The organism is Kerstersia gyiorum, from assembly GCF_048595715.1.
Lineage (GTDB): Bacteria > Pseudomonadota > Gammaproteobacteria > Burkholderiales > Burkholderiaceae_B > Kerstersia > Kerstersia gyiorum.
Map to the genome: position 1 here is coordinate 3,087,052 of NZ_CP169556.1, position 12,696 is coordinate 3,099,747.

The following is a 12,696-nucleotide window of genomic DNA, read 5'->3' on the forward strand; positions in this document are numbered from 1 at the left end:
ACCGCGGGCCAATATCGGAGCAGACACTCTACACCAGCCCGAATCGACATTCAAACGAGAAAACGGCATATGCACCATCATGGCACGCCAGTGACGCCAAGGGGCCTGAGCATGCAACAATTCACCCTGGCGGTGCAGCCCCTGCACCGCTGCAGTCACCCGCCCAACGAACTCCCTGACCCAGGACGCAAGCCGATATGTTCCGCTGGTTGACAGGTTCCGGCGCCTCCCGCAGCGCCACCGAACGCATGCAGGCCAGGATTCCAGCCGACCTCTGGGAGGCAACGTTGCGCGCCGCGCCCTACCTCGCCGCGCTCGACGACACTGAACGCACGCTCTTGCTGCAACGCACGGCCTGGCTGCTGGCCAGCAAAACCATCAATGGTGCGCAGGGCATGGTGATAGACAACCGCATCCGGCTGACCATCGCAGCACAGGCCTGCCTGCCCATCCTGCACTTGCCGGTGGAACTTTATGCGGGTTGGGATGAAATCATCGTTTATCCCAGCGGTTTTCTCATCCCGCGCCAGGATGCCGATGTCTTCGGCGTGGTGCACGAATATATGGAAGAAGCGGCTGGCCAGGCCTGGGACGGCGGGCCGGTGCTGCTGTCTTGGGACGATACCGTCGACCCGGGCAGCCCGGGTTTCAATGTGGTGATCCATGAGTTCGCGCACAAGCTCGACCTCTATGCCGGCGATGCCGATGGCACGCCGCTGCTCGAGGGGCATGCAGGACTCGCGCCGCGCCGCTGGCGGCAGATTCTGGATGAAGCCCTGGAAACCCTGCGCTGCCAACTCGAAGATATTGAAGCAACGCTGCCGCCGGATGTCGATCCTGACAGCCCGGAGGCAGACCCCTGGTACGAGGACCTGCCGCTGGACCCTTATGCGGCAACCGACGAAGCAGAATTCTTCGCGGTCAGTTCGGAGGTCTTTTTCGTCGACCCCCTGCGTCTGGCGCAGGCCATGCCGGCCTGGTACGAGCAGCTGAGCCGCTATTACCGGCAAGACCCGCGCAATCGTTCAATTACTGCAGCGCAGCCGTAACAACGATTTCCACCTTGACGTCCGGATTGGCCAGGCGGGCTTCGATCGTGGCACGCGGAGGCGCCTGGATACCGGCGACCCATTCGTCCCAGGCCTGGTTCATGCCATCGAATTCCTTCATGTTGGCAACGAAAACCTGGGCGTACAGGATGCGCGACTTGTCGGTGCCGGCTTCCTTGAGCAGGCCGTCGATGATCGCCAGGACTTCCTTCGTCTGGCCGACGATGTCCTTGGTCGTGTCATCCGGCACTTGACCGGCCAGATAGGCCACGCCGTTGTAAACAGCCATATCCGACAGGCGCTTGCCCACGTTGAATCGTTTGATTTCCGACATTTTTTGCTTCCTAAATAAAAACCGGCCTGGCCAAATCAGACCGGCGGCAGATTGAATACCTGGCGCAGGTACGCCAGATAGGCAGGATCATCGCACATGGTTTTTTCCGGTGCATCAGAGACCTTTGCCACCGGCTGGCCATTGCAGCGCACCATTTTCATGACGATCTGCAATGGCGCATAGCCCAGGTCGTTGGTCAGGTTGGTACCTATGCCGAACGATACCTTGCAGCGCCCTTCGAAGCGACGGGCCAGCTCGATGGCCTTGGGAAAATCCAGTGAATCCGAAAATACCAGTGTTTTGTCGCGAGGATCGACCCGGTTGGCCTGGTAGTGCGCCAGCAGCCGTTCACCCCACTCGAAGGGATCGCCGGAATCATGGCGCGCGCCATCGAAAAGCTTGCAGAAATACATGTCGAAGTCGCGCAGGAAAGCTTCCAGCCCGTAGACGTCCGACAGGGCGATGCCCAGGTCTCCGCGGTACTCGCGCGCCCACATTTCCAGGGCGAACACCTGGGAATCACGCAGGCGCGGCCCCAGCGCCTGACATGCCTGCAGGTATTCGTGCGCCATGGTGCCCAGCGGAATCAAGCCGTTGCGCATGGCCAGGTCGACGTTGCTGGTGCCGACCAGATGCTTGCCCAGGCCGGCCTGCAAGGTCTGCAGGACTTCTTCGTGCCAGGTACGGGAAAACCGGCGCCGGGTGCCGTAATCCGCCAGGCGGAAATGCTCGAGATCGGAGGCCTGGCGGACCAGCTGGATCTTGTCTTTCAGCCGCTGCCGGCCTTCTTCCCAGTCCGGTTGCTGCCGAGTGTTGCGAAAATACACTTCATTGACAATCGCCAGAACCGGAATTTCAAACAGGATGGTATGCAGCCACGGGCCACGCACGGTGATGGCAATTTCGCCGGGCTGCTCGCCCTTTTCGATGTGGATGCAACGCTCGGGCAGATGGAACAGGCCGAGGAAATCGACGAAGTCGCTCTTGATGAAGCGCAGGCCGCTGAGGTAGGCCAGCTCGTCGTCCGTGAAGCGCAGCGCGCACAGCGCGCGCACTTCGTCGCGAATTTCGTCGAGGTACGGAACGAGGTCCACGCCCTGGGTGCGGCACTTGTAGCGATACTCGACCTGAGCGGCGGGGAAATGATGCAGGACGACTTGCATCATAGTAAATTTGTATAAGTCGGTATCGAGTAAAGATTTAATAATCATGGCTGCATGAGAATTTTTCTCAACATTAGCACAAGTACCATGTGCAGGTAGGGGTAATTACGGCTGCTACGGCCACAATTCGTTAAAATTGTGCCCTATTTGCCGATACTTTACGCGCCCAGAGCGCATCTGCCAGCATGACTCACGTCGTTACCGAAAACTGCATCAAATGCAAATTCACCGATTGCGTTGACGTATGTCCTGTCGATTGCTTCCGTGAAGGCCCCAATTTCCTGGTCATCGACCCGGACGAGTGTATCGACTGTGCCGTCTGTATTCCAGAGTGCCCAGCCAATGCCATTTTCGCCGAGGAAGACGTGCCCGAGGACCAGCAGGCGTTCATTGAACTGAACGCTGAACTGGCCCCGGTCTTTACCAGCATCAGCCGGGCCAAGGACCCCTTGCCAGACGCCGAAGACTGGAACGGCAAGACCGATAAACTTCAATACCTGGAACGCTGACCCTGGCGTATTCCAGGCGTTGGCCAACCAGGAAAGCCATGAGCACCGACGCTGACAAATACACCCGGCAAACCTTGCTGTCCCGCACCGAATGGATGCCGGGCAAATTGTTTTCCGTGCGGGTCAGCCGTCCTGAGGGTTTCAGTTTCCAGCCGGGCCAGTTCGCCCGCCTGGGGTTGCCCGAGGAATCCGCCGATGACGCAGCACCCACGATCTGGCGCGCCTATTCCATGGTGTCCGCCCCCGACGAAGCGGAACTGGAGTTCTACTCCGTCGTCGTGCCCGAAGGCGATTTCAGCACGCGTCTGGCCCAGCTTGCGCCCGGCGCCAGCCTGTATATCGACCGCACGGTCTTTGGCTTCCTGACGCTGGAGCGCTTCGTCGACGGCGAAGACATATGGCTGGTGGCGTCCGGCACCGGCCTGTCCGCCTATCTGTCCATGCTGCGCGACCCGGCGCTATGGCAGCGCTTCCCCCGCGTCATCCTGGCCCATGGCGTTCGCGAAGTCGCGGAACTGGCCTACCGCGAGGAAATCGAAGCCCTGGCGCGCCGCCATCAAGGCCAGTTGATCTATCTGCCTCTGCCCACGCGGGAAGCCTATGGCAACCATCCCCAGGCGCGGCTGACGCACCTGTTCGAGGATGGCCGTCTGGAACAGCTTGCCGGCGTCACCCTGGACCCGGCCCGTTCCCGCATCATGCTGTGCGGCAACCCGGATATGGTCGCCGACACCCGCAAACTGCTCTCCGCACGCGGTTTCGCGCCCGGCCGGCGGGGCAATGCCGGCAACCTCGCCGTCGAAAACTACTGGTAATCCTGCTGGCGTCATCGGGCGCCAGCCCCGTTTTTCTTTGTGGCCCTATCTGTTCTGGTCCTTGTCCTTTCCGTCCCGCTTATGTCCGATCCCCTGTCCGGCCCCCGGCTGGCCCTCCGTATCGACGCCCTGTTGCCGCAAACCCAATGCACGCAATGCGGGTATGACGGCTGCCGTCCGTATGCCGATGCCATCGCCGCTGGCGACGCGGAAATCAACCGCTGCCCACCCGGCGGAACCGCAGGCGTCGACGCCCTGGCCAGCCTGCTGGACCGTCCGGCCCTGCCCTTGGACCCGTCCTGTGGCGAGTTCAACGGTTTCCACCTGGCCGTCATCGAAGAAAAGCACTGCATCGGCTGTACGCTGTGCATCACCGCCTGTCCGGTCGATGCCATCGTCGGCGCCAACAAGCGCATGCACACGGTGCTGGAAGACTGGTGCACCGGCTGTGAGCTCTGTCTGCCGGCCTGTCCGGTCGATTGCATCGCCATGGTGCCTGCCGGCCGAGACTGGCAGCGCGGCGACGCCGATATCGCGCGCCAACGCCATCAAGCCAGCCAGAGCCGGCGGCAGCGCCTGCGCCAGGCCAGCCAGCAGGCGCCGGCGCTGCCGCCGATTCCCCTGGCCGCCGCTGCAACGGCCAATGCGCCTTCCGGTACGCCTGCACCCGTTGGTGGCGCCAGCGCCGATACCCGCAAACGCGCCGTCATTGCCGATGTTCTGGCTCGCGCCCGCGCCCGCCGCGCAGCACCGGCTGCACCAGGCGGCGACACGCCATGAACCAGGCCCAGCGCGAGGAGATGTTCGCCCGCTTCCAGGCCGCCAATCCTCATCCCACCACCGAACTGGAATACAGCAGCAACTTTCAATTGCTGATTGCCGTGCTGCTGTCCGCCCAAGCCACGGACAAATCCGTCAATATCGCCACACGGCGCTTCTTTCCAGAGCATGGCACGGCCGCCGGGCTGGTGGCGCTGGGCGAAGAAGGACTGGCCGAGTACATCAAGACCATCGGGCTCTACCGCACCAAGGCCAAGAATGCCGTGGCCACCAGCCGCATCCTGCAGGAACGCTTCGGCGGTGAGGTGCCGCCCGACCGCGCCGTGCTGGAATCCCTGCCCGGCGTGGGACGCAAGACCGCCAATGTCGTGCTCAATACCGCATTCGGCATGCCCACCATTGCTGTCGACACCCATATTTTCCGCGTCTCCAACCGCACCGGCCTGGCACCCGGCAAAGATGTCGTCGCGGTGGAGCAACGGCTGGAACGTGTCGTCCCGCGCAAGTACAAGCAGGACGCCCACCACTGGCTGATCCTGCATGGCCGCTACGTCTGCGTCGCACGCAAGCCGAAATGCCCCCAGTGCGGCGTTTCGGACCTGTGCGACTTCAAGGAAAAGACCACTGCCTGAACCGCCTCTGCGGCAGGAGCCTGCGCGCTGCCATCGGCCGGTGACGACCCGCCCTGCCATGCTTGAGCATCACCGTTTCCGTCTATGATTGGCAGATGGCGCGCCGGGCCTGACGCCACCCCTGGAATCATCATGACCGACAGTCCTGCCCTTGTTCTGAAAGACCTGCATGCCTGGTACGGCAATGTCCATGTGCTGCGCGGCGTCGACCTGACCGTCCCGCGCGGGGAGGCCGTGGCCTTGCTGGGCCGCAACGGCGCGGGCCGCACCACGACACTGCGCGCCATCATGGGACTGGACGTACGGCGCAGCGGCTCGGTACTGGTCAACGGCACCGAGGCCATTGCGCTGCCGCCACACCGTATTGTCCGCCTGGGCGCAGGCTACTGCCCGGAAGAGCGCGGCATTTTCGCCAGCCTGAGTTGCGAGGAAAACCTGATGCTGCCGCCCGAAACACCAGTGCCCGGCGGCCAGGCCATGCCTTTGCAGGACATCTATCAGCTGTTCCCCAATCTTGAGGCACGCCGCCATACGCCCGGCACCCGGCTATCGGGCGGCGAACAGCAGATGCTGGCACTGGCGCGCATCCTGCGCACCCAGGCCAACCTGCTCCTGCTCGACGAAGTTTCCGAAGGCCTGGCTCCCGTCATCATCGAAGCCATGGCGGACAGCATTGCGGCGCTCAAGCGGCGGGGCTACAGCATTCTGCTCATCGAACAGAACTTCCCCTTTGCCTCCTACCTGGCCGACCGATTCTACGTGATGGAAAACGGCATGATCGTCGACCACTTCCCGGCTGCGGAACTCGCTTCGCGCCAGGAAAACCTGATGCAGCAGCTGGGGGTCTGAACCCCAGCCATATGCAAACAGCCTGCTTACAGCGGATAGATGCGCCGCACGCGGAACGTCAGCCAGGCAGCAATCAGCACCTTGATGATGTCACCGGGCAGGAACATCAGGGCTGCCATCAGCGCCTGCTGCAGGCTCATATTCAAGGCCAGCGCCATGCCCGGCACGCCGAACAGGTAGACCACCAACACGCCACCGATGAAGGCCGACAGCGCATAGCCCGAGACCGCATGCAGCAGTTCCTTCTGATGATAGGCGGCACGTCTCGCCAGGTAGCCCACGACCCAGCTGCCCGCCAGCATGCCCAGCAGGAAGCCGCCGCTGGGCCCCATGAACGCGCCCAGGCCACCACGCCCGCCGGTCAGGACAGGCAGGCCGGCTGCGGCCAGCAATAGATAAAGCACCACCGCCATCAGGCCGCGCCACGGCCCCAGCATCAGGCCAGCCAGCATCACCCCCAGCGTCTGCAGGGTCAAAGGCACTGGAACCAATGGCAAGGCGATGGGCGGCATGACGCCCAGCACGATGATGATGGCGGCAAAAAGCGCCACCAGGACAAGATCTTTGGTCTTCAGCACAACTGTTTCTCCGTGATTCCGGCAAGCGCCTGCCGGCTGGCGCATTTTAGTGAAGAACCCGCAACACAGACAGGTCGTACCGGACGGCGGCTGCCAGCCAGGCCAGCTGCGGCCTCAGTGTTGCCGTCCGCCGCCGTCCCTGGCGTCGATGGCATCGGATATTTCCTCGGCCCGCCGCAAGGTGCGCACGATCAGCGGCACCAGCAACGCCACGGCATTGGCCTTCAGCCCCCGTGCCTGCTGGGCCTCGCGCAATTCGCCGTATTGGCGCAGGATTTCCGGTACAAAACGCAACACCAGCCCGATGGCCAACGCCACCCGGCCAGCGTCCACCCAGCCACGCCGCTGCAAGGGCTGCAGCAGGCGCTCCACCACGCGCAGCAAATCCCCGCTGCGCGTGGTGAAAGTGACCGCCATGCCCAACATGCAGACGGCGCCCACCCGCAGCGCGGCAATACCTGCCCGCGCAGCGCTATCGAATATCGCCATGAACAGGCACAGCAACAGAATCAGGCTCAGCAACGCCCGCCCCTGGCGCCAGATACGCACCCAGCCCGCCCCCGAACGCCACAGCAGGATGGCTGACAAAACCAGCGCCACCGCCAGGGCCAACGGTTGGGTGATGACATAAACCACCAGCCCTGCCAGGCACAAGAGCGCCAGCTTCCAGCCGGCAGGCAGGCGATGCAGCCAGCTGTCACCCGGCACATACAGCGACAGCATCATGCCCGCCCTCCGTTCTCATGGCACGACCCGATGCCAGCCTTGGGTTTACTCATGGCCCGTCTCAGCCACAATGCCGCCGATACCAGGACAGCGCCGCCGCTGGCGTATCGTCGGCAGCCACCCGGCCGGCCTCTATGACCAGGACACGATCGCAGCCCGCCAGCAGATCCAGGTCATGGCTGACAACCACGGCCTGCTGCGGCAAACGCGCCAGCAGGCTTTCGAAACGATTGCGGTGCCGCAAATCCAGCTGAGTGGTCGGTTCGTCGAACACCAGCAGTGCCGGCTGCATCAACAGCACGGCCGCCAGCGCCACCAATTGCCGCTCCCCCCCGGAAAGCGCATGGGCAGGCCGTTCGAGCAAATGCGCAATGCCGAGATCGGCCAGTTGCGCTTCGATACGCGCCTGGCGCGCTGCGGCATCCAGCCCGGCCGCACGCAGGCTGAATGCCAGGTCTTCGCTGACGACCGGAAATACGATCTGGTTTTCAGGATTCTGGAACATGAAGCCTACGCGCTGGCGTACCTGCGCGGTCTGCCTGCGGGTATCCAGCCCGTCGACCCGCACCTGGCCACGCGTCGGCATGCGCAAGCCGTTGAGCAGGCGCGCAAACGTACTCTTGCCTGCGCCATTGGGCCCGGCAATACCAATGCGACGCTCGGACAGCGCAATGCCGATGCCGTCCAGCACACAGCCCGAGGGGGTTTCGACGCCGACGTTTTCAAACTCGATTAACATGAGGGGCGATTATGCACCAAGCGTCTCCCAAAGCCTTTCATTAGTCTTTAAACTACCAGGCCGATCACGCACTGTTTATGCAGAAAGTCCATAAAACCGAGGAAGAGTGGCGCGAGCAGCTCAGCCCCGAGGAATTTGCCGTCACCCGCCGCAAGGCCACCGAACGCGCCTTCACGGGCCGCTACTGGGATACCGCCACGCCCGGCATCTACCGCTGCGTCTGTTGCGGCACAGCCCTGTTCGCCTCGGACACCAAGTTCGACGCCGGCTGTGGCTGGCCCAGCTATTTCGACCCCATCGTGCCGGAATATGTGCGCGAAGAAGTCGACACCAGCCATGGCATGGTACGCACCGAGGTGCTCTGCAATATCTGCGATGCCCACCTGGGGCATGTCTTTCCCGATGGCCCGCCACCGACTGGCAGGCGCTATTGCATCAATTCCCTTGCCCTGACCTTCGAACCCGAAAACCGCGAGCCCTGAACGCGCGCGCCCCAGCATGAAAAAATTCCTGTTCGACCTGTTCCCCCTGCTGCTGTTTTTCGTCGCCTACCGCTTTGCCGACATCCAGGTAGCAACCGCCGTGGCCGTCGCCGCAGCCGTGCTGCAAATCCTCTGGATGCGCGTCCGGCGCCAACCCATCGAAATGATGCAATGGCTCACGCTAGGCATCATCGTGGTATTTGGCGGCGCCACCCTCTGGCTGAACGACCCGGCCTTCATCAAGTGGAAACCCACGGCGCTGTATTGGCTATTCGCCGCCGCCCTGCTGGGCGCCCGGCTGCTGCGGGGCCAGAACCTGCTGAAGAAGCTGCTTGGGGAAAAGGTATCCATGCCCGACCACGCCTGGGAAAAGATGAACGCCAGCTGGATACTGTTCTTCCTGGTAGCCGGCGCACTCAACCTGTACGTGGCATTTTCCGGCCATTTCTCAGAAGAACAGTGGGTCAACTTCAAGGTCTTCGGCCTGATGATCCTGATGCTGGTCTTTGTCGTCATCCAATCCATCTGGCTGGGCCGCCATATGCAGGACAATGGCAAGGGCGCCGCCAATGACGAGAATTATTGAGATGGCGGATTTTGAAACACTTCAGGCAGTACTGACTGAACGTTTGCAGGAACTGCATCCTTCCAGCCTGGTCATACTCGATGAGTCGCACCTGCACGCCGGACATGCCGGCGCTCAGGGCGGCGCCAAGCATTTGCGGGTAAAAATCGCAGCGGCAGGTTTTACCGGGCTTTCCCATGTGGCGCGCCATCGCCTCGTGTATGATCGCCTACGCGATTTGATTCCGCACCCTATCCACGCGCTTGCGCTGGAAACGCAGGCCTCCTGAAAGGATCTTCATGAAACGCTTTGCCGTACTGCTCGCAGCAGCCGCCATTTCGGCGCCGATCTACGCCCAGAACATCGCGACCGTCAACGGGAAACCCATCTCCCAGAAAGACTTCGACCAATTCATCTCCTTGCTGGTCGACCAGGGCGCCACGGATTCGCCGCAGCTGCGCGAACAGGTCAAGCAGGAATTGATCAATCGCCAGGTGCTGGTGCAAGCGGCCGAAAGCGCCAAGGTCGGCAGCAAGCCTGAAATCGTCACCGAAATCGAACTGGCTCGTCAGGGCATTCTGGTGCGCGGCCTGATGGACGACTACCTGGAAAAGAACCCGGTTTCCGACTCCGCCATCCAGGCCGAGTACGACAAGGTCAAGGCCGAACAGGGCAACCAGCAGGAATACAAGGTTCGTCACATCCTGGTGGAAGACGAGAAAACTGCACAGGACGTCCAGAAGCAGCTGAAGGACAAGAAGAGCAGCTTCGCCGACCTGGCCAAGAAATACTCGCGTGACCCGGGCAGCGCCCAGCGTGGCGGTGATCTGGGCTGGGGTGCCGCAACCAACTATGTGAAGCCCTTCGCTGACGCCGTGACCGCCTTGCAAAAGGGCCAGATGAGCGCCGCGCCGGTCAAGAGCGACTTCGGCTGGCACATCATCGAACTGGAAGACGTGCGCCCGGTGGCCTTCCCGCCGCTGGAACAAGTGCGCCCGCAGATCGAACAGATGCTGCGCCAGCAGGCCCTCTCCAAGTACCAGCAGGACCTGGTGGAAAAGGCAAAGATTCAGGAAAACTGATTCCAGTCGCGGTTTGACTGCACACCCGGTTGCGGCCCTGGCTGCAACCGGGTGTTTTCATAGGAACGTCAACAAGGGACAGGCAAGGCACAACCGCATGAGTCGGGGCTGCCAAGACCGCAGCCTTCAGCCGCGCTCAGAGCACGACCGGGGCGTTCGGCAGGCCTTCGCTGTCTTCACGGTCCGATATCGGGCAGCAGTATTCAAGCCGGGTTTCTATACCGGCAATCGCCATTTCCAGGCCGGCCGCGAACTCTCCGCGCGCCAGATAGGCTTGCAGGCTGGCGCACAGCATGGCCCAATCTTCCTTGGCCACGTTCACGCCCCGATCGGCCACCAGTTCTATGCTGTGGTCGCCCAGGCACAGATAAAGCAGCACGCCGGTGCGCCGTGGCGTATCCCAGACCCGCAGGCGGCCGAAGACCTCCAGCGCCCGCGCCAGGCTATCGGGCTGGGAATCAGGCAAGGCCTGCTCGACGGCCAGCACCAGTTCTCCGGCATGGCGGGTTTCACTCTCGCTAATTCGCTGTTCGAGCTGCTTGAGCACGGCTGGCGGAAAATGGCGCGACCTCAACCAGCGACCATGCAGGTTGCTCCAACCGACGGCCCTCAGGCACTTACCAACGACCGGATGCACCGCCACCTCCGCTACGGCCACCGCCGCCCCGAAACCCGCCGCCACGGCTGGACCCCGAGGATCGGCCGCCCCAACTGCCCGAAGAAAACCCGCCACGGGACGAACCGCCGCGGCGCACTGCGGTCCCCTGCACACGATGCAACAACTGGTTGAGCACCATGACCTGCACGGCAGCGCCAATGCCCAGCCAGATGCTGCCGGTCAGAAAGAAGATGGCCACACCTGCAATGGGACCGGGCACGGCCTTGAATACCAGGATGACCAGAAGCACCAGGCTTTCGAGCAGGCCCACGCCCCAGGATTCACCACTGCTGTCAGAGGACTCGCCAGAAGGCTGCCCCTGCGGCGCAGGCAACTCGCCGGTACGTACCAGCAGCGCCAGCTGCTCCACGGCGCCATGCAGCCCACCGGCGAAATCCCCCTGGGCGAAACGCGGCGCCATCTGTTCACGGATGATGCGGCTGGCACGGGTATCCGTCACCACGCCTTCCAGCCCGTAGCCCACTTCGATGCGCATGGCGCGATCGTCTTTGGCAACCACCACCAGTATGCCGTCATCGACATCCTTGCGCCCCAGCTTCCAGGTTTCAAATGCCCGCACGGCATACTGTTCAATACTGTCATCTCCGGTCGTGGGAACGATCAGCACGGCAATCTGCGCACCGCTTTCCTGCTCCAGCGCAGCCAGTTTTTCGGTGAGCTGGCGCTGCTGCTCCGCATTCAGCGTAGCCGTCCGGTCCAGCACGCGGCCACTAAGCTGCGGAATGGCGATATCCTGCGACCAACCAGGGACGGGCAACAGGACGGTGCACAACAAGACCAGCAAGGCCAGGCAGTGTTGCAGGGCGTGCCGGCCCGCTTTGCGGTCCGGCACGCCTGCGTCTGCCATGCGCGGGTGCAGGACGCCGTCGGGCGCAGGCATCATCCCTGTGCCCGACGTCCGGCCCGCGCCTGCGCATGGCCGCTGCATCACTGTGCGGCTCCTGCCGCCGGCGCGTTGCCCGTGCCGAAGTTGACGACGGGCGCGCGCGAGATATCGGCCTCGTTTTCTACGCTGAAATTGGCCTTGGTCTTGTAGCCAAACATCTTGGCAGTAATGACAGCCGGGAACTGGCGCACCAATACGTTGTAATCCTGGACCGCCTGCACATACCGGTTGCGCGCCACGGTGATACGATTTTCCGTGCCATCGAGCTGCGCCTGCAGATCGCGGAACGCGGCATCCGCCTTCAGCTCAGGATAGTTTTCAGCCACCACCAGCAAACGCGACAACGACGAGCTCAGTTGCGACTGCGCCGCCTGGAAGCGCGCCAACTGTTCCGGATCTTCCAGCATTTCCGGCGTGACCTGCATGGAACCCACTTTCGAACGCGCCTGCGTCACTTCGGTCAGCACCTGGCGCTCGTGTGTTGCGTAGCCCTGCACCGTATTGACCAGATTCGGAATCAGATCGGCACGGCGCTGATACTGGTTCAGGACTTCCGACCAGGCCGCGCTGACCTTTTCATCGGCCGCCTGAATGGCGTTGTAGCCACAACCACTGAGAAACAGCGCGCTCAACAGCACGCTGAATAAAGCCGCGATGCGTTTCATTTCAACTCCTTGCCCGCCGGGGACCATCCCCGGACCTTGATCATATTCAGTAAATCCGGCGCGTGGCGGCCAAAACCGCTCAACACATTCCAAAGTGCCATAGAAAAAACCGATCGTCCGGCAACGCGCCGCCGGAAGCACGGCGGTGCGCCACAGGAAATAT

Annotated in this window: 18 protein-coding genes; 10 read left to right on the plus strand and 8 right to left on the minus strand. The window is 62.5% G+C overall.

The genetic code is table 11. The annotated features are described in order from the left end of the window. Nucleotides 1-197 precede the first annotated feature (197 nt). Nucleotides 198-1,049, plus strand: coding sequence for a zinc-dependent peptidase (locus tag ACEW7X_RS13495; RefSeq protein ID WP_068366825.1), 852 nt, complete (start codon nucleotides 198-200; stop codon nucleotides 1,047-1,049). Here ACEW7X_RS13495 and ACEW7X_RS13500 read toward each other — a convergent pair. Both ACEW7X_RS13500 and pncB read right to left on the minus strand, forming a co-directional pair. Continuing rightward, nucleotides 1,030-1,383: a RidA family protein gene (locus ACEW7X_RS13500; protein WP_068366827.1), complete on the minus strand. Its 354-nt coding sequence runs from the start codon at nucleotides 1,381-1,383 to the stop codon at nucleotides 1,030-1,032. The two genes, ACEW7X_RS13495 and ACEW7X_RS13500, sit on opposite strands and share 20 nt — an antisense overlap. A 35-nt stretch (nucleotides 1,384-1,418) precedes the next feature. Then, complete coding sequence (gene pncB / locus ACEW7X_RS13505) at nucleotides 1,419-2,594, minus strand: nicotinate phosphoribosyltransferase (RefSeq protein WP_068366829.1); 1,176 nt, start codon at nucleotides 2,592-2,594, stop codon at nucleotides 1,419-1,421. 137 nt (nucleotides 2,595-2,731) lie between these two features. Here pncB and fdxA point away from each other — a divergent pair, with 137 nt between their 5' ends. The 5 genes from fdxA (at nucleotide 2,732) to ACEW7X_RS13530 (ending at nucleotide 6,131) form a co-directional block, all read left to right on the plus strand. Next, nucleotides 2,732-3,055, plus strand: a complete 324-nt coding sequence (fdxA, locus tag ACEW7X_RS13510; protein WP_068366831.1) for a ferredoxin FdxA — start codon at nucleotides 2,732-2,734, stop codon at nucleotides 3,053-3,055. A 38-nt stretch (nucleotides 3,056-3,093) separates the two neighbouring features. Beyond that, on the plus strand, nucleotides 3,094-3,870 hold the full coding sequence (locus ACEW7X_RS13515) for a ferredoxin--NADP reductase (RefSeq protein ID WP_130486594.1): 777 nt from the start codon (nucleotides 3,094-3,096) through the stop codon (nucleotides 3,868-3,870). Between the two features lie 81 nt (nucleotides 3,871-3,951). After that, a complete protein-coding gene (gene rsxB, locus ACEW7X_RS13520; protein WP_083969350.1) occupies nucleotides 3,952-4,650 on the plus strand; it encodes an electron transport complex subunit RsxB in 699 nt (232 codons plus the stop codon). Continuing rightward, complete coding sequence (gene nth / locus ACEW7X_RS13525) at nucleotides 4,647-5,282, plus strand: endonuclease III (RefSeq protein ID WP_068366835.1); 636 nt, start codon at nucleotides 4,647-4,649, stop codon at nucleotides 5,280-5,282. Before rsxB ends, nth begins: the two co-directional genes overlap by 4 nt. Nucleotides 5,283-5,414: 132 nt before the next feature. Continuing rightward, nucleotides 5,415-6,131 carry an ABC transporter ATP-binding protein gene (locus ACEW7X_RS13530; RefSeq protein WP_068366837.1) on the plus strand — a complete coding sequence of 239 codons (717 nt, stop codon included), beginning with the start codon at nucleotides 5,415-5,417 and terminating at the stop codon, nucleotides 6,129-6,131. Nucleotides 6,132-6,157: 26 nt separating this feature from the next. Here the strand turns inward: ACEW7X_RS13530 and ACEW7X_RS13535 are convergent, their stop codons facing one another. From ACEW7X_RS13535 to ACEW7X_RS13545, 3 genes are all read right to left on the minus strand, one after another. Next, nucleotides 6,158-6,706 (minus strand): biotin transporter BioY, encoded by a 549-nt coding sequence (locus ACEW7X_RS13535; protein ID WP_068367732.1) that lies wholly within the window; start codon nucleotides 6,704-6,706, stop codon nucleotides 6,158-6,160. Between the two features lie 117 nt (nucleotides 6,707-6,823). Further along, nucleotides 6,824-7,435 carry an energy-coupling factor transporter transmembrane component T family protein gene (locus tag ACEW7X_RS13540; protein ID WP_068366839.1) on the minus strand — a complete coding sequence of 204 codons (612 nt, stop codon included), beginning with the start codon at nucleotides 7,433-7,435 and terminating at the stop codon, nucleotides 6,824-6,826. 61 nt (nucleotides 7,436-7,496) lie between these two features. Beyond that, nucleotides 7,497-8,174, minus strand: coding sequence for an energy-coupling factor ABC transporter ATP-binding protein (locus tag ACEW7X_RS13545; protein ID WP_068366841.1), 678 nt, complete (start codon nucleotides 8,172-8,174; stop codon nucleotides 7,497-7,499). 77 nt (nucleotides 8,175-8,251) lie between these two features. Here ACEW7X_RS13545 and msrB point away from each other — a divergent pair, with 77 nt between their 5' ends. From msrB to ACEW7X_RS13565, 4 genes are read left to right on the plus strand one after another with little or no spacing between them, the layout of a single operon-like run. Next, complete coding sequence (gene msrB, locus ACEW7X_RS13550) at nucleotides 8,252-8,656, plus strand: peptide-methionine (R)-S-oxide reductase MsrB (protein WP_068366843.1); 405 nt, start codon at nucleotides 8,252-8,254, stop codon at nucleotides 8,654-8,656. Between the two features lie 16 nt (nucleotides 8,657-8,672). Then, nucleotides 8,673-9,242: a septation protein A gene (locus tag ACEW7X_RS13555; RefSeq protein WP_068366845.1), complete on the plus strand. Its 570-nt coding sequence runs from the start codon at nucleotides 8,673-8,675 to the stop codon at nucleotides 9,240-9,242. Next, nucleotides 9,226-9,510, plus strand: coding sequence for a BolA family protein (locus tag ACEW7X_RS13560; protein ID WP_253099675.1), 285 nt, complete (start codon nucleotides 9,226-9,228; stop codon nucleotides 9,508-9,510). Before ACEW7X_RS13555 ends, ACEW7X_RS13560 begins: the two co-directional genes overlap by 17 nt. Before the next feature lie 10 nt (nucleotides 9,511-9,520). Then, nucleotides 9,521-10,303, plus strand: coding sequence for a peptidylprolyl isomerase (locus tag ACEW7X_RS13565; protein WP_068366849.1), 783 nt, complete (start codon nucleotides 9,521-9,523; stop codon nucleotides 10,301-10,303). A gap of 136 nt (nucleotides 10,304-10,439) precedes the next feature. Here ACEW7X_RS13565 and ACEW7X_RS13570 read toward each other — a convergent pair whose 3' ends face one another. From ACEW7X_RS13570 to ACEW7X_RS13580, 3 genes are read right to left on the minus strand one after another with little or no spacing between them, the layout of a single operon-like run. Continuing rightward, a complete protein-coding gene (locus tag ACEW7X_RS13570; protein ID WP_238591277.1) occupies nucleotides 10,440-10,940 on the minus strand; it encodes a TPM domain-containing protein in 501 nt (166 codons plus the stop codon). Then, nucleotides 10,921-11,865 (minus strand): TPM domain-containing protein, encoded by a 945-nt coding sequence (locus ACEW7X_RS13575; RefSeq protein WP_420177310.1) that lies wholly within the window; start codon nucleotides 11,863-11,865, stop codon nucleotides 10,921-10,923. The genes ACEW7X_RS13570 and ACEW7X_RS13575 overlap by 20 nt, the downstream gene beginning before the upstream one ends. Nucleotides 11,866-11,909: 44 nt before the next feature. Beyond that, nucleotides 11,910-12,533, minus strand: a complete 624-nt coding sequence (locus ACEW7X_RS13580) for a LemA family protein (RefSeq protein ID WP_127775066.1) — start codon at nucleotides 12,531-12,533, stop codon at nucleotides 11,910-11,912. Between the last annotated feature and the right edge of the window lie 163 nt (nucleotides 12,534-12,696).